Origin of the sequence: uncultured Kordia sp. (genome assembly GCF_947496985.1) — a bacterium.
In the GTDB taxonomy this organism is placed as follows: domain Bacteria; phylum Bacteroidota; class Bacteroidia; order Flavobacteriales; family Flavobacteriaceae; genus Kordia.
In genome coordinates this window covers 318,432-342,282 of record NZ_CANMEZ010000001.1, presented here as the reverse complement: position 1 = coordinate 342,282, position 23,851 = coordinate 318,432, and the positions used below count along the sequence as shown (strand labels likewise).

Sequence of the window (23,851 nt, the reverse complement as noted above, 5' to 3'; positions counted from 1 at the left end):
AATCATGCGATTTCTTACGATATTAGCAATCTCAATTAATACGACTATGATGCAGGAATGTATTTCTATAACGGGTATGGGCTCAATATCTCCATTGGGAAGTACACTGATAGAAATTTGGAAAAATTATACAAATTCAGACAACTTCTTCAACAAAGAAAAAAGTACCGAATATAGTGCGCCACTTTCATTAAAAGCACAACAAGAAGTTAATGTTTTGAAAGAATCGAATTCAAAATATAAAAACCTGGACAATAGTGTTTTATATGCGATAATTGCTGCTAGAAATGCTATAAAACATGCCAATTGGGAAAGTGAAAACGATTTTGGAATCAATATAGGTTCCTCACGAGGCGCAACAGCATTATTTGAAAAATATCATCAAGATTTCTTAGAAAATAATCAAGCACAAACCTTAAGTTCCCCAACGACAACACTTGGAAATATATCTTCTTGGGTTGGACACGATTTACAAACAAACGGACCGCAAATATCACATTCCATTACTTGCTCTACAGCATTACACGCGCTTATGAATGGAATTGCTTGGATGCAATCAGGAATGGCCACAAAATTTTTAGTTGGAGGAAGTGAAGCGCCGCTTACACCTTTTACCATTGCACAAATGAAAGCATTGCATATTTATGCAAAAAAAGAAACTGAGTATCCTTGTTTGTCTCTTGACTTAGAAAAAAAACGCAATACAATGATTTTGGGTGAAGGTGCTGCTGCAATATGTTTAGAAAAAGGCGAAAAATCAAATGCTTTGGCAAAAATCAGAGGAATTGGATATGCAACAGAAATCCTAAAGCATAACACGTCGATATCAGCAAATGGCGTATGTTTTGAAAAATCGATGCGCATGGCTTTAGGCAATCATTTACCTGAAGAAATAGACGCAATTGTAATGCATGCGCCCGGAACAATAAAAGGTGATTTGGCAGAATATAATGCAATAAAAAAGATTTTTTGTAACAAAATGCCAAACCTAACTACGAATAAATGGAAGATAGGTCACACATTTGGAGCTTCAGGAATGTTAAGTGTAGAACTTGCAATACTTATGATACAACATCAAAAATTCATTTCAATTCCTTATCTTGACGATGGAAAACAACCAGCACAAATCAATAAAATATTGGTCAATGCCGTTGGGTTTGGAGGAAATGCCGTTTCAGTATTGCTAACACGAGACTAATTTCAGAATAAAACATTAAAAATTAACAATTTAAAACTTTTAACTATGGCAGAATGGTTTTCAGCATTAACATATTTTGAGAAATTCTACTGGGTTATTGCAGGAATTTCATCTACAATCTTTGTATTTGTTCTCATCACTACATTTTTAGTAGGTGATGCAGACGGAGTTGATGGTGATGTAGATGCGGAAATAGAGAGTGATACAGGAATTGGGTTTCAATTCTTCACTTTCAAAAACTTGGTAGCATTCTTCACTATTTTTAGTTGGGCAGGAATCTCATGCATGGATGCAGGATACGGAAAAGGAGTAACAATCTTAGTATCTACCATTGCAGGACTCATTATGATGTTCATTATGGGAGCTTTAATATATTACATCAATAAACTGGTGAGTAGTGGAACACTAAAGCTTGAAAATGCCATTGGAAATGTTGGAGAAGTATATCTTACCATTGGTGCCAATCGTTCTAAAATAGGGAAAGTTCATGTCAACATTCAAGGTGCTTTGCGCGAATTGGATGCATTAGCAGACAGCGAAGAAACACTGAAAACAGGAACCGTAGTAGAAGTTAAGGAAATTACAGGAACAGGAATATTAATCGTACAACCATTAAATCAATAAATTTATGACACACTTATTATTGCAAACTGACAATCCATTAGCGGGCGCATCTTCGTTAATATTATTTGTCTTTGCAGGTCTTTTTATCTTTATCTTAATTACAGTATTTATCCGTAGATACAAGCGTTGTCCTTCGGATAGAATCTTAGTAGTGTATGGAAAAGTAGGTGGCGGACAATCTGCCAAATGTATTCATGGTGGAGCGGCATTCATAATGCCAGTTATTCAAGACTATGAATTCTTAGACTTAACACCAATTTCAATAGAAGTAAACTTAGTAAATGCCTTAAGTAAGCAAAATATTCGTGTAAACGTTCCTTCACGATTTACCATTGGTATCTCAACGGAGCCTGGCGTTATGCAAAATGCAGCTGAGCGTTTATTAGGATTAGGACAAAACGAAATTCAAGAATTAGCACAGGAAATTATCTTTGGACAGTTGCGTTTAGTAGTAGCGTCTATGGATATTGAAGAAATTAATAATGACCGTGATAAATTCTTAACTAATATTTCGGAAAGTGTTGAAACGGAATTAAAGAAAGTAGGTTTAAAACTGATTAACGTAAACATTACAGATATTGTTGACGAATCAGGATATATTGAAGCACTTGGTAAAGAAGCGGCAGCACACGCAATTAACGCGGCTCGTAAATCAGTTGCTGAGAAAAATAGAGATGGATCTATTGGTGAGGCAGATGCTGTACAAGATGAACGTATTAAAGTATCTGAATTACAAGCAAAAGCAAAAATTGGAGAAGCAATTGCAGCTCAAAAAGAAAGAACACAAGTTGCAGCAGCTATAGCTGAAGCAAAAATTGGAGAAGCAAATGCAAACCAAAATGAAAGAGTTCAAACAGCGAATGCAGTTGCTTTAGCAAAAATTGGTGAGGCAGAAGCGTTAAAAGATGAACGTATCAAAACATCAGAAGCAAATGCACGTGCTATTGATGGAGAAAACATAGCAAAAATATCGATTGCAGAATCTGATGCTTTACGTAGAGAAAAGCAAGCCGAAGCAGAAAAACGAGCAATAGCATCCGAAAAAGTACAAGCAGCAAAAGCATTAGAAGAATCATATGCTGCAGAGCGTGAAGCGGAAAGCGCCAGAGCAGAAAGAGAAAGAGCTTCGCAAATGGCAGACGTTATTGTACCTGCAGAAATTGATAAAAAGAAGATTGAAATTGACGCAGAAGCAGAAGCAGAAAATTTACGTAGAATTGCAAAAGGGGAAGCAGATGCTATCTTATTTAAAGCGCAAGCAGAAGCACAAGGTCAGTTTGAAGTTTTAACCAAGCAAGCTGCCGGTTTAGATCAAATTGTAAAAGCAGCAGGAAACAATACGAAAGATGCTGTATTATTACTTGTAGCTGATAAATTGCCTGAATTAGTAAAAACACAAGCTGAAGCAATTAAAAATATCAAAATTGATAAAGTTACCGTTTGGGAAAATGGCGGCGGTGGAAAAGATGGTAAAACATCTACATCAAACTTTATCTCAGGAATGTATAAAGCAGTTCCACCATTACAGGAAATGTTTAACATGGCTGGTATGGAATTGCCAGAATACTTAAAAGGAAAAGACCTTGAAAATAAAGGAAAGCCTACTGTGAACGTTGAAGCAACTACGGAAGCTAAAACAGATGTAAAACCAGTAAGTGAATCAAAACCTAAAAAGGAAACTCCGAAAAAAGATTCTGATAAAGGAACAACAGGAGAAAAATAAATTTCACCTTCACATTACAAAAAAAATCCGCCATTGTGCGGATTTTTTTATTTGCACAATCCTCAATTGTTAATTAGTATATTTACGAAATTGAGAAAACTAACCTTTCTATTTCTAGTTTGTAATGTATAAAAAACTGTTAGTAATACTATTTCTTCTAATAAGCACTGTTTTATATTCAAAAAGCCCGCTAATAGCAATGAATCGCTTTCAGAATACTGAAAAGCAGACTTTACAACAGTACATAGATATTGGGAACGAATTGCAAAAAAATGAAAGGTACGTGAAAAGTATAGCGTACTTTTTAAAAGCCATCAAACTAGCAAAAACGATAAAAGATAATGATCTTTTATTTAGAGCTTATATGAAACTTGGAAACTCATATTTTTTCAGTTGGAAAAATGAAAAAGCCATAGAAGCTTACTTCAATGCACTAACAATTGCAAGAAAAAACAAAAGTATAGATCAAGAATTGATAGCATACTCAGGATTAATAGCCTTTCTTCCGATCATACACAAAGAAGAAAAAGCAATAGATTTCTCCATATATGCTTTAAGTATAATAGATAAAGCTTCTTTTAAAAATAAAGAAAATCATGTTAGAGTATTAACAACAATTTGTGATGCATACATGGCACAAGGAAACTTTAACGCAATGTTTCCACACATAGAAAAAGGAATTCTATTAGCAAAAAAGCTAAACTTTCGAGAAGGATTAGTTGATCTATATATTAAAAAAGGAAAATACTTCAGGCATCAAAAAAAATGGAAGAAAGCATTTGAGTGCTTGTATAAAGCAGAAAAAATATTGAAAGAAAATAATATAGCGCATCCTTTCTTTCCTAAAGTAAATACAAACTATGCAATAGCACTTTGTTTCTATGATCTCAAAAAATACGATGATGCCATTCAATATCTGCTAAACTCAATTGAATTTATAAAAGAGAAAGATTTAGAAAAAGACAACGTGATAAATACATACAATTTATTAGCGCAATGTTATTCTGAAAAAGGCAATTATAAAAAAGCAACTACATTACTGAATAAAGTAATAGAAATAAAAAATGCAGCAAGTCGTAATAAAGAAAAAGCAACCAATGAATTTCATGAACAGGATAGTGAAATCTTTTTACTTCAAATTGTAGCCTTGCAAAATCAAGGAAAAGAAGACAAGCAAAAAATGAATTATTTATTATTAGGAATCATAATGGCAACTTCGGCTTTCTTTGCAACATTAATCTTACATCTAAAAAAGCAAAAAATAAATAGAGCAAGGTTTAGAAGGTTACTTAAAAGAATCTCAAGCTTAGAAAAAAACGAAAAAGAAACATTTTCTAAAAAGCCTAAAAATGAAATCAAAAATATTCCTGTTGATGATAGTACTGTGAAAGCAATAATAGTTCGATTAGATAAATTAGAAGTGCAAGAATACTTCTTAAACGCAAACTGTAATTTACAATCTATAGCAAAAAAGACAAAAACAAATGTTACCTACTTATCACAGATAATTAATAACTACAAAGGAAAAAGTTACAATGATTATATAAACGATTTACGAATTGAATATGTTTTAAAACGATTAAAAAATGATAAAAAGTTTAGATCATTTTCTATAAAAGGAATTGCTACAGAACTTGGTTATAAAAGCGATGATTCTTTCGTGAAACATTTTAAAAATAAAACAGCATTAAATCCATCTTACTATATAAAAGAGCTAAACAAGATGGAAACTTCTACTACTTAAAATTGAACCCTATTTTATCTAAAATCGGGTATTAAAATTTCGCTGATTTTCATTCGCAACATATATTTATGCCCAATAACTAAAACTTTTCTAATCATGAAAAAAAGAATAACGAAAACTAATTTCAAAAAAACTACAATAGCGCTAGTAAACCCAGAAATCATCAAGCAAATTAAAGGAGGTTCAAGTATTCCGACAGATTTTGATAACAATACTTTTCAAGACGATTGTCCGTCCTATTCTAAGTAATAACTAAGGTCGTTTAGATCACTTTTTAAGTCTTGTTTTATACAAGACTTTTTTTTATACCCTATTTTATTTAATCTCGCGACATACCTGTTTTTTTTTATACCTAAATAATTGAGATTCGTATTCAAATCTAAAATAGGGAAAGCCGAAAACCTTTAATAGAGTAGGTGCTATATTAACAACCAAAAACAATGAAAAAATCATTAAAAAACTTACAACTCAAAAAAGAAGTGATTACTAATTTTGATCTTAAAAAAGTAAATGGTGGATATGGACCAACGGATCTTATGTGTAACAGCGTGCCAAGACATTTAGGAGGAATTGGTTGTCACTTGAAGTAATCTTAAAAATCATTTTTTATGAATATTTAGTCATAAAAACTTGAATCAGTATTGAATTACGTTACACAAAATCAATAATAACTTTTTGTTTGTGTAACGTAATTCGTCTTTTACCGTCAAATAGCTATATTTACAATAAATCATTAGCTATATGAAACTATTGTCACGTCTTCTAATTGTAATTCTGTTTAGTGCAACTTCTTCAACTTTTGCACAACAAGAAGCAAACATTTACGATAAATTTGAATCAAAATTTTATACAATTGATGGCTACAAAATAAATGTAGAAATCAAAGGAACGGGAGATCCAATCTTCTTTTTACCTGGCGGACCAGGAAACTCACACGATTATATGCAAGGGAATTTTGGCCAATACTATAAAACGCACACAGTTGTATTCTTTGATTTCTTAGGAAGAGGAAAAAGTGATAATGCAAAAGACAAATCTGAATATTCCGTAGAAAATGATGTAGAACTTATTGAAAAACTTCGCAAACTTTTAAAATTTAAAAAAATCTCGTTAGTTGGTCATTCTTACGGAACAGTTCCTGCACAAGCATATGCTATCAAATACAAAGAAAATGTAGATAAAATGGTTTTAATTAATGGTTTTCATAGTGGTGCTATGTGGCAAGCAAACTGTGACAGTTACAACCATTATGCGAAAACACACTTTCCTGAAAAGTGGAAAAAAGTAGATTCTTTACGGGCTTTAGGATATGTTTCAAGCGATCCAGAATTTATGAAAGTCTATGGAAATTTTCCAACAAAATATATATATTATCACAATACAAAACTCAAACAAAATTCTCCTTCTTACAAGTATAGAGGTTGGGCAAATGATGTATACGTTTCTATCATTGGAAAAGATGGCGACTTTGATGTCTCTGGAAGTATGATCAACCAAGATTATAGAAAAAAACTGAAAGATGTAACTGCAAAAACTTTAATCATTGCAGGGCGTTATGATGGTGTTTCTACACCAGAATTTGCAGTGCAATACAAACAATTTATGCCACAAGCAACCTTTGTTATGTTTGAGCAAAGCGCACACAATCCATACTTGGAAGAACCTGAAAAATTTTACAAACTATTTACAGCATTTATGAATGAATAAAACTAAAATTGTCTTTAAAAGAAAAGTGCCAATCATGCGTTATGTATTTGGAGTTGCTTTTTTCTTTATGGGAGTTTCATGGATACTTACAGGAAATTTATTTGGAATGATTTTCTGTGGAATGTCTATTTTCTTTTTTAATAGAGATGGATCTGAAATTGATCTCAAAATAGAAAAATACAGAGAATTCATTGAACTCTTTGGACTTCGTTTTGGAGCATGGAAAGATTTGCCCGAAATAGAATACATTTCAGTATTTAGTACAACTGAATCGGCAAAAGTGAGAGCATTAACAGCAGAGGCAACCATAAAAAATGATATCATTGTATTAAATTTATTTTACAACGGAAATCATCGTATCAAAGCTTATGCTACAACAGACAAAGAAGATGCTTTCAAAGTAGCAAAACAAATAGCCGGAATATTAAAAATTGATATTTTAGACGCAACAGAAGGAGAATCTAAATGGTTATAACTATTTTTGTCACCAAACTAACTTTTTTATGAACAACATTCGACACAATTGGACTAAAGAAGAAATCATTGCAATTTACAACAAACCAATGATGGAATTGCTATATGAAGCAGCTACTGTGCACAGAGTACATCACGATCCAAACACAGTACAAGTGTCTACATTATTATCTATAAAAACGGGTGGATGCCCAGAAGATTGTGGCTATTGTCCACAAGCGGCACGTTACCATACTGATATTGAAGGAAACGATTTAATGAAAGTTAGCCACGTTAAAGCACAAGCTTTACGAGCTAAAGCATCAGGAAGTTCGCGTGTATGTATGGGAGCAGCTTGGCGTAATGTAAAAGACGGACCAGAATTTGATCAAGTATTAGAAATGGTACGTACGATCAACAAACTAGATATGGAAGTTTGCTGTACGTTAGGAATGGTGACGGAAAATCAGGCAAAACGTTTGGCTGAAGCCGGATTATACGCATACAATCACAACTTAGACTCTTCGGAAGAATACTATAAAGAAGTAATCTCAACACGTGGATACGAAGATCGTTTAGAAACGATTGAAAATGTTCGTAAAACAAATGTAACAGTTTGTAGTGGTGGAATCATAGGAATGGGAGAATCTGTAGCAGACAGAGCAGGAATGTTAGTGGCTTTATCTACACTAAATCCACAACCAGAATCTGTGCCAATCAATGCGTTAGTTGCAGTTGATGGAACACCATTAGAAGATGAAAAACCAGTAGAAATCTGGGAAATGATTCGTATGGTAGCTACAACACGAATTGTAATGCCTGAAACGCAAGTACGTTTATCAGCAGGAAGAACAAGCATGAGTAGAGAAGGACAAGCGATGTGTTTCTTTGCAGGCGCAAACTCAATCTTTGCAGGGGATAAATTACTAACAACACCAAATCCTGATGTAAATGAAGACATGAAAATGTTTGAAATGCTAGGATTAAATCCTCAAAAGCCATTTACCAAAAAAGTACAACCGCAAACGGTAGAAGCAAAAGATTCTCAATACGAATCATTAGGTGAAAAACCAAAATGGTCAAGACCTGATCATAAAATTGATCGAAATGAAGAAGCAAAAGAAAAAATGAAAGCAGCGGTATTAGAGAAAAAACAATAAAGAGTATCTAAATATAAAAACAAAGGGCTCAGAAATGAGCTCTTTTTTTAGCTTTAAAAATATTTTTTCGTAACAATTTATTAACTTAGCTAGAATAAACGTTAGAATTTTGAAATTGAATCTGCAAGAAATTCCAAGGGTTAAAACAATTACCAAAGAAGACTTTATCAAAAATTACTTTAAGCCACAAAAACCTGTGGTGATAGAAAATTTTATTGAAGATTGGCCTGCATATCAAAAATGGAGTTTGGACTATATGAAAGAAATTGCGGGTGATATGGAAGTTCCTTTATATGACGACAGACCTGTAGATTATAAAGACGGTTTTAACGAGCCGCATGCAAAAATGAAAATGGCGGAATATGTAGACTTACTCAAAAAAGAACCTACAAAATATCGTATTTTTCTATGGAATATTCTAAAAGAAATACCTTCACTCCAAAATGATTTTTCATATCCTGATTTTGGTTTAAAACTAATGAAATCATTGCCAATGCTGTTCTTTGGAGGAACAAATTCACATACATTTATGCATTATGATATTGATTTGGCAAACATATTTCACTTTCATTTTGAAGGAAAAAAACAATGCATTCTATTTGATCAAAAACAAAACAACTTTCTATATAAAATTCCGCACTCTTTAATTGTTAGAGAAGATATTGATTTCTCTAATCCTGATTTTGAAAAATGGCCAGCTTTGGAAAAAGCAAAAGGATATATCGCAAATTTAGAACATGGAAACATACTCTACATGCCCGAAGGATATTGGCATTATATGAAATACCTAACGCCTGGCTTTTCAATGAGTTTGCGCTCTATTGCTAAAAATCCTAAAAACTTAGGGAAAGCAGTTTATAATTTATTTGTAATGCGAAATTATGATAACTTAATGCGCAGAATAAAAGGTCAAAAATGGATCGATTGGAAAAATGAGCAAGCAATTACAAGAACGCACAAAAAAAATAGAATTTTATAAACGTGTTTTTTATTGTACAAGTTCATTTATCTTTTCATAGACCAAATGTGCTTCCCAGCCTCTGTAAAATAAATAATCGGCAATTTTTTTCTTTCGTTTAAACGGATTTGTCTCTCTAACCGCTTTTACTCGTTTCTCAGCGAGTTCGTGAAGTGTCTGTAAATAATCAGTTTCCTCAATTTCTTTCAAAGCAGTATCAATGTTATACTTGGAAATATTGCGAAGTTTTAATTCTCTGGTAATACGTATACGTCCCCATTTTTTAATTCGAAACTTGCCTCTGGCAAAGCTCTTTGCAAAGCGTTCTTCATTCAAAAAATTATCTTGAATCAACTCAGAAACAATGATGTCAATTGCTTCAGGGATCATGTTCATTTTTTGTAATTTCTCTACAACTTCTTTATGACAACGATCTTGATATGCACAAAATTGTTGCAGTTTTAACTTGGCTTCGGTAACAGAATACGATTCACTTTTCATACAGGTTTACAAAAGAATAACTATTTATTTACACAAACAAGTTTTTAATATTTTGATAATTAGTAAATAATCTAGTATCTTGATAGGGTATTAAATGTAGCAGTGATGAAAAAAAAAATAGCCCCCGTTTTCTTTTTTCTAATGTGTTTTATTGGTCAAGCTCAAATAATAACATTTGAGTTCAATGGATTAACAGGGAATGAAGCTTCAGCGGTATCAAATTCAAATGATGCAAACCTATCTACTTCAACTATAACTAGAGGTAGTGGACTTACAGCATCTAACAACGCAAACAGATTTAATGCTCAATCTTGGGCAACAACTAGCATAGCAAATGCAGTATCTGGAAATGATTACATGGAATTTACAATTACGCCTAACAGCGGTTACGAATTTAGTGTAACAACAATGGTTTTTAATGTGCAACGTTCAGGAACTGGACCCAGAGGACTAGCCTTGCGGAGTTCTATTGATAGTTATGCCGCCAATATTGACACTGAAATGGCAATTGCCGATAATGGCAGTACGCAAGTAATCACATTTACGGTTAGTCAAACAGGAAACACAGCAGCTGTCACATACCGAATTTATGGTTGGGCGGAAGCTACAGGTGGTTCTGGAGGATTTGAAGGTTCTGGAAATGATATCATTGTAAACGGATCAGTAACATCAACCTGTACAGATGCTGTTGATACGGGAAATATTCAATCGCCAACATCTTCTCCACAGACAATAACAGTTGGAGATACATTTAATGTTACGGCACAAGTATTTGAACTAGGTATAACTGAAGCCGCCGGAGCCGGAGCCGGAATAGAAGCTTGGATTGGTTACAATACTACAAATAATGACCCGAGTGTTGACGCTGGTTGGACATGGATTGCGGCAACATTCAATACACAATCAGGGAGTAATGACGAATTCATTGCGGAAATTGGTTCAAGTTTAGCAGTAGGAACATATTATTATGCAAGTCGTTTTAGATTAAATAGCTGCCTATTTACCTATGGAGGAACTGGCGGCGTTTGGAGTAATGATTCTGTGCAACTTGATGTAAATACACCACCTACAGCAGATGTAATCATTACAGAAATTATGTATAATACATCTGGTACAGATGATGAATGGATAGAAATTTGTAATATTTCAGGAAGCACACAAAACTTAAACTCATACATTATTGATGTTGATGGAACTACAGAGCATACTTTTAGCGTAAGCGCAACTATAGCTGATGGCGCGTGTATTACGATATCTTTGGGAAGTAATGGAGATGGAACATACAATCCTGGTTGTAATTTTACACCAGATGAAGGAGAAGATGCCAGTACAAGTAGTACGAATAACTTACCTAATAATCCTTCGGCATCAACAATTACACTCTTTGCGGCAGATGGAACTACGGTTGCTGATGTAGTTACCTATGATGATGCCGATGGAGCTGATGGTAATGATGCTTCATTACATGTTGTTGATGCTACACTAGATAATTCTGATACAGGAACCAATTGGCAAGAAGTTACTATTGGTGGTTCGCCAGGAACGAATTCCTTATTGTCGCCATGTGCAAGCACGCAAGTAGCTTTTGTTGCTACGAGTTCAACATTTGCAGAAGATGGATTATTTATAGATATATGTGTCGAAATTACCAATCCTAGTGGATCAACAGCAACAACTGTTGAAGTTGCACTTGATGGTGGAAGCACCGCAACTAACGGAACTGATTATGATGATGGAGCCGGAACACCAGCTGCGATTTCGTTTCCTGTAACGCTCACATTTCCTGCGGGATCCTCTACAAATGAATGTGTAACTATTTACATTTCAAATGATGATGCAGTAACAGAGTCAAGTGAAACAGTGATTTTAAACTTGCAAAATGTTTCAGGAGGAACAACGCCATCTATCGGAACAAATAGTACGCATACACTAACTATAACAGATAATGATGGAGCAGGTTCTAATGATATTATGATTACGCAATATTATGAAGGAACTTCTCTTAATAAATGGATAGAAGTAAAAAATGTAAGTGGTAGCGTAATTCCAGCAAATGCATATTACATAGTTGTATTGAATAACGCAGATGCTGATAGTCCAGCTTCGGCAGATCCTTCAAATGCAGCTTCTCCATCGTTCAATAATAACGTGTTAATATCTACAGATATGGCAGTAGGTGAAGTACGACGGTACAGAGAAGTTGGAGCTATATTGCCAGCTTATGCTTCTCCTGGTGAAACTGGATACGATGGAAATCCTACGTTTGATTTTCCAGCGGCGGCAAGTTTGTTTAGTGGAGACGATTTGGTAATCATAACCACAAGCTTAGATAGTAATTCTTGGGTAAATAGAGTAGATGTAATTGGAGATGGAACAACTTGGGGCGATCGCAGATGCTTTGTGAGAAATTCCTGTGTAGCTTCTGGACCGTCTACAACTTGGGATATCAACGATTGGATTGAGTTTACAGATACAGAAGTAGAAAGCCCTGTTTCTGGTACAAACCCATATTTAGGAGAACATGAAGAAGGTGTTACTATTTGGAATGGATCTTCATGGAGTAATGGAAATCCAGACAGGTCAAGAATCGCTACGTTAACAGGAGATTATGATACATCAACCGATGGAAATATTACAATATGTTCCTTAACAATTGATAGCGGCGTTACAGCTACAATTCCAGCTGGAACGTATATTGATATTGAAAATGATCTTACAGTAAACAATACAGGAGTTCTTACTATTAATCATGAAGGTTCACTTGTCATGGTAGACGATACTGGAAATGTAACGCTAAACGGAACAGGAATAATCAACGTAGAAAAAACAACAACTTCATTTGAACAATATGATTACACGTATTGGTCATCACCTATAACAAATGCTACAATTGGTTCCGCTTTAAGTGGTTGGCGATTAGATCGTGTATATAGTTACGTTGCTGCAAATTATGAAGATTTAGACGATGATGAAGTTGATGATAATAACGACGTTTGGAGCGCAGAAGCCTCTACAAACACAATGGATTCCGGAGTTGGATATGCGGCTATGGGACCAACAACAGGAAGTTTTCCAAGAACTGAATCTATTATATTTAGCGGAACCGTTACTAATGGTGTCATTACAACGCCTATAAGTTTAAGTGCAGATGCAACAGATACTGATGACGATTGGAATCTGGTTGGAAATCCATATCCTTCGGCTATAAGCGCTGATGATTTTGTTGCGTTTAATACAAATATTACAGGAACATTATATTTTTGGACACATGTAGATGATGTTTCTCCTTCAAATCCAGGGCCATTTGCTTTTAATTATAGTACAGATGATTATGCAATGTATAATACTGTTGGGGGAATTGGGACAAGTTCTGTGAGTGGAAGTACGGCGCCAACAGGTTTTATAGCTTCAGGACAAGGATTTTTCTTAGAAGCAATTACAGCTGGAACAGTTACATTTAATAATAGTATGCGAAGTAATACATACAGTAATAATGATTTTTACAGATCAAATACTGATGAAAATAACACAACTGATGAGAAAGATAGAGTTTGGGTACAACTAACTAACAGTGAAGGTTTTTTTAGTGAAACGTTGATTGGATTTTTTGACGATGCAACACTTCAAAAAGATAGATTATATGACGGAATCCGATTAAAAGGATCAAACTATGTATGTATATATTCAAAAGATGCTTCGTTTGAATATGGAATTCAAGGTCGTCCAACATTTACTGTAAATGACATTGTTCCGTTAGGATACGATTCGCAAATATTAGGCGATTTAACTATTGGTCTTGGTGACGTAGATGGAATATTAAACACTACAAACATCTATCTAAAAGATTTAGAATTAAACCTTATTCACGATTTAAAATTAGCCGATTATACATTTACAACTACAGACGGAATCTTTCCAGATAGATTTCAATTGCAATTTGTTGAAGAAGTTACGCTAAGTGTTGATGAGGTGTTGCCGGAAGATGCTATCGCAGTTTATTTAAACAATAACAATGAACTAGAAATAAAACAACAAACTAGAGTAGCAATCAATAGTGCAACTGTGTATTCTATGTTGGGCACAAAAATTAATTCTATAAATGATATGAATCAAAAAATATCACTAAATGAACAAGCTTCAGGTGTGTATATTGTAGTGATTGATACGGAAAAAGGCTCGATTACAAAGAAAATAACACGATAGCTATTCGGAAAGCGATAATTGAATAAAATTATAACCAGTTCCATTGCTCATTTTTTCACCTTTGATTACTTCAATAGGTTTGTTGAAAAGTGGGCAATCGAGCACTACTGTATGAAATTCACCGTTTTCACCGCAAATATCAACACCTTTTGCATCTAACAATTCAATCGTTTCTTTGTTAATGATTTTACCTAAAAAGTCGTGTCCTAAATCATCATTGCAAGAAACAATCATGGCAACAATTCCCGCATCAATCATTTCTGTAACAAGTGTTCTTCTATTTTGTTGCCAAAGCGGTAAATTACACTTTATATTTGCAGCTTTACAAACACTTTCTTCCCAGTCGCGATGTGATTGAATGTCAATATCACCAAAAACAGCATCACTCAATTTATATTGATTTGTAAGCGTTTTAAGTTTGTTAATAAACTTATTTGTGTAATCACTCCAAGTTGCCGAGATAAAGTGAATAGAAGCGCCTAAAGCAGTTGCTTGTGCATGTAGCAGTTCTTTAGAAAGTCCGTGCGAACGACTAATTTCACCATTTTCGTTTAAAGCATTTAATAACACAATTGGTTTGTGTTGCATTTGCATCAATGCGTAACAAGAATCCTTTCCGCCAGACCAAGAACAAAGTAGTTTCATGTGTTTATATATGTAAAAAATTAATCATAATGGATTACGTCATCAATTTCACCCAATAACATTTGAAACAAAATAAAAACATTTGAAAGACTTTTGTGGTCTTTTGTTCTAACTCCTCCAGAAAAAATGAGTTGTGGGCCTTCTAATTTGATCAATGGGTTTTTAGTTTCCATTAAAGGAATTGTACAAGCGCTGCTCAGTAAAACATCTGAAAAATGACTTTCTTTACCTTTAAAACTATAAGCTTCATTTCGAACGAGCCATATGTATGATAACATGGTTAGAAAATTCGATTTAAAAAGTTTGCAAGAAGGAAAATTTTCTTGAAGATCTGAATTTCTTGCTTTGATTGTGATTCTGTTAATCCTACGATTCCATTTAGCGTCAACCTCTATTGTCCAGTTGTCAACTGTTTCTGTGAAATGAATTGTTCCGGTAAGGAGTGTTTTTTAGCATTAACTATTGATTCACTGAACTTATGTGGCGAACTCATAAAAAGACGAATAAGAGGTTTTTAAAATTTCTAATGAAATATAGTCTATTTAAATATATTTATTCCACAAAAAGCACTTTGAAAAATCTTAAAAAGCATAATAAGTTTCGTCCACAGAAATACCTATAATGCTTGATAAATGCAATGCTTCGTGAATAATAATTTCGTCTCCCGAGTTGACTTTTGTATATACCATTTCAGGAACTTTAACCAATCCGTAAGTAGTTTTGAGCGTTCGTTTACTTCTCTTAGCGTGATTGTTTTTAGAAATAGTTGTGAGAAGTTTATCGGTAACTTGCGTGGTGACTAATTTTTTTCTTCCTTCTGCAACTGCTTTTTTATATTTTAAATGAAAAGTGAGTAATTTATATAATTGATAGATTAAAAGTAAAGGCAATGGAAAAAGAAACACCAATAATGTTCCTAAACCATTTAAGAATAAACCAATAATAGGAAGTGCTATAAAAGCAATAATTTTGAAGCGATAACGTGTTTTTTGTTTGTAAAAACCTTCCAGAGAATCTTTATCTTCTCTTGTTAACGGAGCTTTTCTAATTTTTGAATTCGGATAATTATTTCTCGAATAACGTTTGGCGTGTTTTGATTCTGTAACAACTTCTTCGAGTATTTCATAATGCAATATAACTTCAGATTTTGGTGTAACTTCAAAATAAATTAGATCGCCAACACTTACATAGTTATACATTTCATACTCTACTTTGTGTTCTTTTCCATCAACAACAATAAAATAATCACGTTTTGTACTGCTCGATCGACTTTTTGAGCCTCTAGCGCCAGCATGACTTGATGAATTATGACGAATGTTAAGTTTTTTATCTTCAACAATTCCTTCAAAACAGTTTTTAACTCCTGTCTTTATATCCTGGACTATTGACCATGCTAAATAGCCGATAATACCTGCGAATATTAATCCAAAAACACCAAATATCACCAAAGGAATATAATCAAAACCATCACTTTTTGATGAGAAATCTTTTAGAGCAAAAAAATAGATTGCTGAGAAAATAGCAATAACTACAATGGAAAATAGAGCAACAAAGCTTAATTTTTTTCGAAGCTTATTTATATCTTTCTGTGTTAACTTTTTCTGCATGAGATTGTGAAGAATTATTTTTAAAGTAAAAATAAAAACTCTTTGTAGAGAAATCAATACGAAGAGTTGCGTATATGTGCTCTAGGAAAAATAAATATTCAATGCTTTTATCAGACTATGTACGTTGAGGTTTGGATAAAATCCGGCACTATTGATACAATTGATTTCTACAATCTTCCAACCGTAATTTGTGAGACAAATATCCATTACAAAAGCTTCGGCAACCTCGTAAATTTGAATCATTTGTTTTGCAAAATCAATTCCTTCTGAGGAAACTTCGGCTTCAAACACAGCATCACCATTAAATTTATAATACACAGCGGCTACAATTTGTCCGCCAACAATCCACAAGCGCGCTTCTTTATATATGTCTTTGGGAATAGACGCTTGTATCAACGATTCTGAATTCAACAATGGTGTCTTCGGATTCTCAAGTGATTGTTGCACAAAATCAGTCCATTTCGTTTCTGTAAACACTTTTCCTGTAAAAATTTTAGCATCTTTATAAGGTTTAATGAACTTTTGTTCGTTTGGTTTCCAAGCAATAGAATTTTTAAATGAAAATATTTCTACGTCATAATTCAGTAAGTTGTCTTTATAATATTCAGCATATATTTTATACTGATGATTGCCACCATAAAATGAACCTGGATTCCAATGTGTATTTGCTTTCGCGAGTCGTGCTAATTTTACAGAACCATATACAAAAACATCAGAACGATTGGCTTCAATCGTAATTTCTTGTGTTTCTGAATTCAATTCAATTTTTTCATACGGAATATTCAAATCGTGCAACGCGTCAAAAATACGATCATGATCCGGATCAGTATAAATATTAGATTGAACTAAAAAAAGCATATGTTTTTAGTGGATGATTTACAATTAGTAGTTAAAAATATATTTTTAGAGTGTGTCAATCAATTTTTTTCAATTCAACACGTCTGTTTTTGGCTCTTCCAGAAGCTGTTTTGTTATCACCAATTGGTTTTGTTTCTCCAAACCCTTTATGCTGTAATTGATTTTTCGAAACGTTATATTTTTCTATAAGTAAGTTGGCAACTGCTGCAGCTCGCTTTTCAGATAACATTTGATTATATCCATTATCTCCTTGCGTGTCAGTATGTCCTTCAATTTGGATTTTCACAGAAGTATCAGCATTTAACATTTTGGCAATTTCTTCAATAAGCGCAAACGATTCAGGTTTAATAATACTTTTATTAGTGTCGAAATAAATTCCGTAAAGTGTTACTTTTCCTTTTGTATCTAATGTTTTCTTTAAATAATTTTCGTCTAATGAATTTGAAACTTCAAAATGAACAGCTTCTAATACTTGTGGACCAGTTTCTGCATAAAACATGCGAAATTTATATTTTCCTTTTGTTGTTGGAGCTTTAAAAGTTAGGCTTCCTTTCAGTTTTGGATTCAAATAAAAATATTCAAGATATCTACTATACGTATCTTCTTTTGCGTCTACTTTATACATACCAATCCAAGCAGTTTCTTGTAGTTTTTCATGTCCTGTGTAAGTAACAGTAATTTCTTCTGCTGCTTTGTAGACTTTTTTATCTGTATTAAAACCAATTCCAGGTAAATCAGGACTTCCTACTCTAAATGGAAGTGTTGCAATTAACCCGCCGGGATCTGAAGAATAATAACGAAGTGCATAATCGCCTGGTTTGCTTGGTGCCGTAAGGCTTATTGTATTTTCTCTTTTGTTGCCTATATATTTATAAGATTCGTATGTGAGTTTGTCTTTTGGGAGCTCTTCTTTAAAAATTCCAATCCATGCATCTTTATCAATATCAAAATTCGTTTTTATATGTACTTGAAATGAACTAGAAGGATTTATTTCTTGTGTTACAATTGTTAAGTCGTATTCATGTGGTTGTGTAGAAATTACAGAAAATTTCATTTTTTTGATAACTTTTCCAGGATCGGTATCATGAAATCGTAATTCATAATTGCCAGCAATAATAGGAGCTTTTAACGTAATTACTTTGCCTTCTTCATTTCCAATATATTCATAGGTTTCATAGTTGGTGCCTGCATCAAGTTTAAAAATTCCGATCCAAGCTTTTGAATCTAGTGAAGCATTTCCATTGGCTTTGACTTCAAAATTATATCCTTGTCTAATTTCTTTGGTAAGAATTTCCATAGAAGGATTTTGTCTCGCGAATAAAGCAGTTGAAGATACTAATAGAATTCCAAAAAGTAAGAATATCCGAGAAAGATGTAATTTCATATTTGTTTTATCGTTTTAAGTGATGTTGGTACAACACAAATATATTGATAGGATTCAACTTATTGGTGTCAATTATTGTTAATTGTTACACTGAAAAACAGTAAAGTTAGTATGGTCTTAGATTTTTACTTGAATCCTCGGAAAACAATTTTAGTAATATCTGGCTAGATAAACTTTTAACTTTTAGTCTGAGTAAATAACTTAGTTGCTAATTCTATGTAAGTATATGTTTTACACGATAAAAATGCCAATTAGTGCCAAATTGCTAACCGCAATAATAATTAGGTCTTTATGCGCTGCGTAAGATAAGATTGTTTTAATAAAAAAATAAAGCAGCATCGCTATATGCTCATTCTATCACTTGAATAGGAATGTGGGATAAGAAGTATTGTGGATTTTAAACACAAAAAACGACCAAACTTGGTCGTTTTACTATTAGGTTGCTACATAGTTGCCTGGTGTAAATAAAAAAGTTTTCATTAAGCGATTCCATGTGTTTATTTGTGTAATGGTAAGTGTAACCATGCAAATTTCTTCTTTGGAAAAGAATTTTAAAAGCGGGTTGTATACTTCATCAGGAAAAGGAGTTCTGTGTAGTTTTGTTAAGCTGTCGGCAAAAGCTAACACAGCGCGTTCTTTTTCAGTAAAGTAAGGTGTTTCTTCCCAAACACATACAGAAGAAAGTCTGAGTTCGGTTTCGCCTGTTTTTTTTAATTCTTTGTAGTGCATATCTACACAGTATGCACAACCATTTTTTTGAGAAACTCGTAATTTAATAAGTTCTAAAAGTTGTTTTTCTAAGCTAGATTTTTCAATAAAGTCTTCTGTTTTTCGTAAATAATCAAACATTCCTGTGGGAATATCTCCGTATGAAATTCGTTCCATGTTGTATAATTTATTGTTTCTGTAAAACTAGTCTACAACGTGTCTGAAACTCCTTAAGGTATCTTAAGAAAGTGAAAAATGAGTTAAAAAGAACTTTGTTTTTTTATAAAACGTTTTGCAATGATGCTTTAAAAAAACCTCCTATCTAGATTCTTGACTTCAATCAAAAAAACTCTAGTATAGGAATAAATTTTAAAACATACGCTACCTGTTTTTTCGAATCTCACTTAAATATTCTGGAGTAATGTCTAAATATGAAGCAATCATATATTGGGGAACGCGTTGCACAAAGTTAGGAATCGTATCTACAAGGTTGTAATAACGTTCTTTGCTGTTTTGTTTCATGTAGATTTCATCTTTTCGAAGAATGGCAATTAGTGTTTTTTCTGTGATGATTCGAAAAGCGCGTTCCAATTTTGGAATCTTAAAATATAACAACTCTAAATCATCTTTAGAAATATATAAAACAGTTGTTTTTTCGATAGCTTGAATCGCGTTTTGGGAAGGAATTTTATTTATAAAACTGTCTAAATTCGTAATCCACCAATTTTCAATTCCAAACAAACTTATGTTTTCATTGCCGTCATGATCAGTTCTAAAATAACGCACCAAACCTTCAATAATAAAAAATCGATACTTACACACTTGATTTTGTTCAAGTAAGAACTCTTTTTTCTGAAATTTTTGAACTGAAAGTGTATCAAAAATAATATCAATTTCCTTGAGGGAGAAAGAACTGTATCGATTTAAATAACTGGCTAATTGTGCTTTCATGGGTAATAATTAAACAATAAAATCACGAATAAAAGTTGCCAAAACATTCACATCTACTTTTTCAATTGGATGTTTAATTGCTTCAATGATTTTTAATATTCCGTTTGGTAGTTGTGTGGCTGCATTTTCAGATTCTGCTACCGAAACCATGTTATCTAATGAGCCAATTCCGATCAGTGTTTTATGTTGAATTTGATGTAAATCATCATTCGTTAACTTTTTTCCATTTGCTAAGTCTAACATCATCGAAGCTGTTTTGTTCATGACTTCTTTCCAATTATTTGGTTGATGCAATTCGTGTAATCGATTTGCAAAAGCTGGTACTTTTTCTTCAACCTTCTCAGGATTCAACATCTTAACTTCTTGTTGTGCACTTTCCAAACTCCAATTGAATTTAGTTCCTAATGTCACTATTTTATCAATCAACTCAGGATGTTTTTTGGCTAAAGTTAGCGCTACATAACCACCCATACTATAGCCGAAAATATGTGTTTGAGAAATTCCTATTGTTTGAAGCTTCTCAACAATATTATCGGCAAAGCGTTCCATGTCAAATCCATCATCTGAAGTACGTCCGCCGTGACCTTCAAAGTTCAATGTATGTACATTAAAATCGTTTGCAAGTAGTTGTTGCAATGGTTTCAATTGCACTTCGCTTCCCAAAGCGCCGTGAAGTAGGAGTAGGTTTTGTTTCAAAATGTATTTGATTTTAAATTTGCCGAATCAATTATCATTAAAAGTTTATTCATAATAGATTCAAATTCACTTTTAATCTTGTCAACTATAAAATCACTTAAATTCTCTATCTGTTCTTCTTCTAAAGTATAGCTCTTACTTAGAAAATGGATATAATTGCCACGTGCATATCCATTTTTGTTAAGGTTTTGATAGTGAATGTCTTTGTTTAGCTTTTCTTTAATTAAAGGAATTTTATTTTTGTCATTTTTCTGAAGCTCAATAATTATAGATATTTTGTTCTTTCCGTTTAATAAATCTTTGAAAATAATTGTGTAGTAAGTTTGCCTATTTTTTTTCTTTATCCCAAATATTTCTCCAAGAATCATTCTTCCCATAAGAAGAAAGATTGAGTTCAGAAGCTACTATATCTATTTGCTCAGATATAAACTTCACAGCTCCTTTAAAAGTACTAACAGCTTTTTCTATTTTTTTTGCATGTTTGAAATAAAATTTAGTTTGCTCATCCATATTTTTCGTATTGGTTAAGTTCTCTATTGTTTGAATAAAATCATTTAAATATGTGTAAAGTTTTAATTCAATATTAGCTGGTAAGCCATTCTTTTTAACCTTATTTATCCATTCTATATGAGTAATATTGATAAATTTCTCATTTAATTCAACTGGAATTGATTAAGGTTTTAATGTTAGTATGATGCCTAACTTATTTTTATATTTATAATGTTTCCAATAGTCTAATAATGGATTGTTTAAATGATGATAAATTTTATTTTCTATAATGATAACACTTTTATTATTACAATCCTCAATAACTATATCGATCCGACCTTTAGTTGTTGAAACTTCAGTAAAAACTTCGAAAGTGTCAATAATTATACTCTTGCCTGTTTTTTCTAAAATTATTTCAGCGAGAGAGTATATAAATAAGCTTGAAATATTTTCGTTTTTCTCTTGATCTAGAAAGTAAGAATAAATTCTGCTATTGATAGTTTCGTAGTGGCTTAAGCCAATAATTTCGAGAAATCCATCAGGAGGAACTTTTACGGTTGGTATTTCTAAGGCTAAGAAATCCGTTAATAAGCCATCTTTCATTTAAATGATTTTTCTAAATATATGAAAAACATCACATACAAAAAAAGCGACCATAACTGGTCGCTTTTTGTTATTTATAAACTTCATCGTTTTTATCTTTAAAACGATATTCTAGATACGTGTAAGCATCTCTTGGTAATATTTTTATCCATTTTTTATGATTCATAAACCACTTAAAACGGATGGATGGAAATCCTTTTGTGAGATACGCCGCAATAAAAGGATGCGTGTTTAACGTAACTCCGTTTAAGCCATCTTTCTTGGCTAAAATTCTTTCTAGATCAGTTGTAATTTTGTCTACGAGAACAATAGGAGCTTCTACTTCGCTACCACTACCATTTGGATTTTGTTCACGCGTTTTAATATTTACTTCTGGTCGTACTCTTTGTCGTGTAATTTGTACCAAACCAAATTTACTAGGAGGTAATATTTTGTGTTTCGCTCTGTCGTCTTTCATTTCTGTCTTCAAATGATCAAACAAAGTTCTTCTATGTTCTGCATTGGTCATATCGATAAAGTCGATAACGATGATTCCTCCCATATCGCGCAATCGTAGTTGCCTAGCAATTTCTTTTGCGGCAATTAGGTTTACTTCTAATGCAGTGTCCTCTTGCGTTTTGGCTTTGTTAGAACGGTTTCCACTGTTTACATCAATAACGTGTAAAGCTTCTGTGTGTTCTATAACTAAATAAGCGCCTTTACTCATGGAAACTGTTTTTCCAAAAGAGGTTTTAATTTGTCGTTCTACTCCATACTTTTCGAAAAGTGGAACTTTTGACTGGTACAATTTTACAATAGACTCTTTTTTTGGTGCAATCTTCTGCACGTATTCTTTAATTTCGTAATAAAGATCTTCATCATCTACTTGAATTCCTGTGAATGATTCGTTAAAGATATCTCTCAATATTGAGGATGCTTTGTTCATTTCACTTAATACCTTCGATGGATGTTCAGCTTTATATAGCTTTTTACACATTGTTGACCATTTTGTCAACAAATTTTGTAAGTCTTGGTCCAATTCAGCTACTTTTTTGCCTTCAGCTACTGTACGTACAATAACGCCAAAACCTTTAGGCTTGATACTGAGTACCAAACGTTTTAATCGGTCTTTTTCTTCTTTACTTTCTATTTTCTGTGATATAGATACACGCTCCGAAAAGGGAACAAGTACAATATATCGTCCAGCAATGGAAAGTTCAGAACTAATTCTAGGACCTTTGGTCGAAATTGGCTCCTTTACAATTTGAACAAGTAAAGATTGATTGGCTTTTATAGCATCCATGATGCTACCATTCTTATCTATATTTGGTTCAAAAGGAAAGTTTTTTAATGTAAAATCTTTTAATTTACCTGTGCTTACACGTTTTATAAATTTTAATAAGGAAGGGAGTTGTGGACCTAAATCGTGATAGTGTAAAAAGGCATCTTTTTCATAGCCTACGTTTACAAAAGCTGCGTTTAGTCCTGAAACAGGTTTTCTTATTTTAGCAAGAAACACGTCTCCAACTGCGAAATCATTATTGTCTTCTTCCTTATGTAATTCTATAAGTTTTCCATCCTTTAGCAAGGCAAAATCTACTTCAGAGGAATTGGATCTAATTATTAATTCTTTATTCACTCTGATAAAATTTTTATCTAT

The 23,851-nt window shown here is 33.0% G+C and carries 24 protein-coding genes; 11 read left to right on the top strand and 13 right to left on the bottom strand.

The annotated features are described in order from the left end of the window. Nucleotides 1-4 precede the first annotated feature (4 nt). From Q0828_RS01715 to Q0828_RS01670, 10 genes are all read left to right on the top strand, one after another. Nucleotides 5-1,198: a beta-ketoacyl synthase N-terminal-like domain-containing protein gene (locus tag Q0828_RS01715; RefSeq protein ID WP_298417168.1), complete on the top strand. Its 1,194-nt coding sequence runs from the start codon at nt 5-7 to the stop codon at nt 1,196-1,198. A 45-nt stretch (nt 1,199-1,243) separates the two neighbouring features. Continuing rightward, entirely contained in the window at nt 1,244-1,822 is a 579-nt protein-coding gene (locus tag Q0828_RS01710; protein WP_298417166.1) for a hypothetical protein, read from the top strand. 4 nt (nt 1,823-1,826) lie between these two features. Further along, complete coding sequence (locus Q0828_RS01705; protein WP_298417165.1) at nt 1,827-3,545, top strand: flotillin family protein; 1,719 nt, start codon at nt 1,827-1,829, stop codon at nt 3,543-3,545. A 199-nt stretch (nt 3,546-3,744) separates the two neighbouring features. Then, nucleotides 3,745-5,289, top strand: a complete 1,545-nt coding sequence (locus Q0828_RS01700) for an AraC family transcriptional regulator (RefSeq protein ID WP_298417163.1) — start codon at nt 3,745-3,747, stop codon at nt 5,287-5,289. A 96-nt stretch (nt 5,290-5,385) separates the two neighbouring features. Further along, entirely contained in the window at nt 5,386-5,538 is a 153-nt protein-coding gene (locus tag Q0828_RS01695) for a hypothetical protein (RefSeq protein ID WP_298417162.1), read from the top strand. 191 nt (nt 5,539-5,729) lie between these two features. Further along, nucleotides 5,730-5,879, top strand: coding sequence for a hypothetical protein (locus Q0828_RS01690; protein ID WP_298417160.1), 150 nt, complete (start codon nt 5,730-5,732; stop codon nt 5,877-5,879). Between the two features lie 151 nt (nt 5,880-6,030). Then, nucleotides 6,031-6,996 (top strand): alpha/beta hydrolase, encoded by a 966-nt coding sequence (locus Q0828_RS01685; RefSeq protein WP_298417158.1) that lies wholly within the window; start codon nt 6,031-6,033, stop codon nt 6,994-6,996. After that, nucleotides 6,989-7,471 (top strand): hypothetical protein, encoded by a 483-nt coding sequence (locus Q0828_RS01680; protein WP_298417156.1) that lies wholly within the window; start codon nt 6,989-6,991, stop codon nt 7,469-7,471. The genes Q0828_RS01685 and Q0828_RS01680 overlap by 8 nt, the downstream gene beginning before the upstream one ends. 28 nt (nt 7,472-7,499) lie before the next feature. Further along, complete coding sequence (gene bioB, locus Q0828_RS01675) at nt 7,500-8,609, top strand: biotin synthase BioB (protein ID WP_298417154.1); 1,110 nt, start codon at nt 7,500-7,502, stop codon at nt 8,607-8,609. A 109-nt stretch (nt 8,610-8,718) separates the two neighbouring features. After that, the gene (locus Q0828_RS01670; protein ID WP_298417152.1) at nt 8,719-9,588 is read left to right on the top strand and encodes a cupin-like domain-containing protein; all 870 of its coding nucleotides are present in this window, start codon (nt 8,719-8,721) and stop codon (nt 9,586-9,588) included. Between the two features lie 9 nt (nt 9,589-9,597). Here Q0828_RS01670 and Q0828_RS01665 read toward each other — a convergent pair whose 3' ends face one another. After that, nucleotides 9,598-10,068 carry a regulatory protein RecX gene (locus tag Q0828_RS01665; RefSeq protein WP_298417151.1) on the bottom strand — a complete coding sequence of 157 codons (471 nt, stop codon included), beginning with the start codon at nt 10,066-10,068 and terminating at the stop codon, nt 9,598-9,600. A 105-nt stretch (nt 10,069-10,173) separates the two neighbouring features. Between Q0828_RS01665 and Q0828_RS01660 the strand changes: the two genes are divergently transcribed. After that, nucleotides 10,174-14,271, top strand: a complete 4,098-nt coding sequence (locus Q0828_RS01660) for a lamin tail domain-containing protein (RefSeq protein WP_298417149.1) — start codon at nt 10,174-10,176, stop codon at nt 14,269-14,271. Here the strand turns inward: Q0828_RS01660 and Q0828_RS01655 are convergent, their stop codons facing one another. The 12 genes from Q0828_RS01655 to Q0828_RS01600 form a co-directional block, all read right to left on the bottom strand. Beyond that, nucleotides 14,272-14,916: a diphthine--ammonia ligase gene (locus Q0828_RS01655; RefSeq protein ID WP_298417147.1), complete on the bottom strand. Its 645-nt coding sequence runs from the start codon at nt 14,914-14,916 to the stop codon at nt 14,272-14,274. Between the two features lie 20 nt (nt 14,917-14,936). Beyond that, nucleotides 14,937-15,194, bottom strand: a complete 258-nt coding sequence (locus Q0828_RS01650; protein WP_298417146.1) for a hypothetical protein — start codon at nt 15,192-15,194, stop codon at nt 14,937-14,939. A gap of 303 nt (nt 15,195-15,497) precedes the next feature. Continuing rightward, nucleotides 15,498-16,523, bottom strand: coding sequence for a hypothetical protein (locus tag Q0828_RS01645; RefSeq protein WP_298417144.1), 1,026 nt, complete (start codon nt 16,521-16,523; stop codon nt 15,498-15,500). 81 nt (nt 16,524-16,604) lie between these two features. Then, nucleotides 16,605-17,381: an ATP-grasp domain-containing protein gene (locus tag Q0828_RS01640; protein WP_298417142.1), complete on the bottom strand. Its 777-nt coding sequence runs from the start codon at nt 17,379-17,381 to the stop codon at nt 16,605-16,607. Nucleotides 17,382-17,436: 55 nt separating this feature from the next. Next, a complete protein-coding gene (locus tag Q0828_RS01635; protein ID WP_298417141.1) occupies nt 17,437-18,765 on the bottom strand; it encodes an OmpA family protein in 1,329 nt (442 codons plus the stop codon). Between the two features lie 435 nt (nt 18,766-19,200). Further along, nucleotides 19,201-19,650: a carboxymuconolactone decarboxylase family protein gene (locus Q0828_RS01630; protein WP_298417139.1), complete on the bottom strand. Its 450-nt coding sequence runs from the start codon at nt 19,648-19,650 to the stop codon at nt 19,201-19,203. A 204-nt stretch (nt 19,651-19,854) separates the two neighbouring features. Next, complete coding sequence (locus tag Q0828_RS01625) at nt 19,855-20,424, bottom strand: Crp/Fnr family transcriptional regulator (protein WP_298417137.1); 570 nt, start codon at nt 20,422-20,424, stop codon at nt 19,855-19,857. Between the two features lie 9 nt (nt 20,425-20,433). After that, nucleotides 20,434-21,120 (bottom strand): alpha/beta hydrolase, encoded by a 687-nt coding sequence (locus tag Q0828_RS01620; RefSeq protein WP_298417135.1) that lies wholly within the window; start codon nt 21,118-21,120, stop codon nt 20,434-20,436. After that, on the bottom strand, nt 21,117-21,497 hold the full coding sequence (locus Q0828_RS01615) for a hypothetical protein (protein WP_298417133.1): 381 nt from the start codon (nt 21,495-21,497) through the stop codon (nt 21,117-21,119). The genes Q0828_RS01620 and Q0828_RS01615 overlap by 4 nt, the downstream gene beginning before the upstream one ends. Next, entirely contained in the window at nt 21,448-21,630 is a 183-nt protein-coding gene (locus tag Q0828_RS01610) for a hypothetical protein (RefSeq protein ID WP_298417131.1), read from the bottom strand. Before Q0828_RS01610 ends, Q0828_RS01615 begins: the two co-directional genes overlap by 50 nt. A 162-nt stretch (nt 21,631-21,792) precedes the next feature. Next, the gene (locus Q0828_RS01605; RefSeq protein WP_298417129.1) at nt 21,793-22,212 is read right to left on the bottom strand and encodes a PD-(D/E)XK nuclease family protein; all 420 of its coding nucleotides are present in this window, start codon (nt 22,210-22,212) and stop codon (nt 21,793-21,795) included. Between the two features lie 70 nt (nt 22,213-22,282). Continuing rightward, nucleotides 22,283-23,830 (bottom strand): ribonuclease E/G, encoded by a 1,548-nt coding sequence (locus tag Q0828_RS01600; RefSeq protein WP_298417127.1) that lies wholly within the window; start codon nt 23,828-23,830, stop codon nt 22,283-22,285. Between the last annotated feature and the right edge of the window lie 21 nt (nt 23,831-23,851).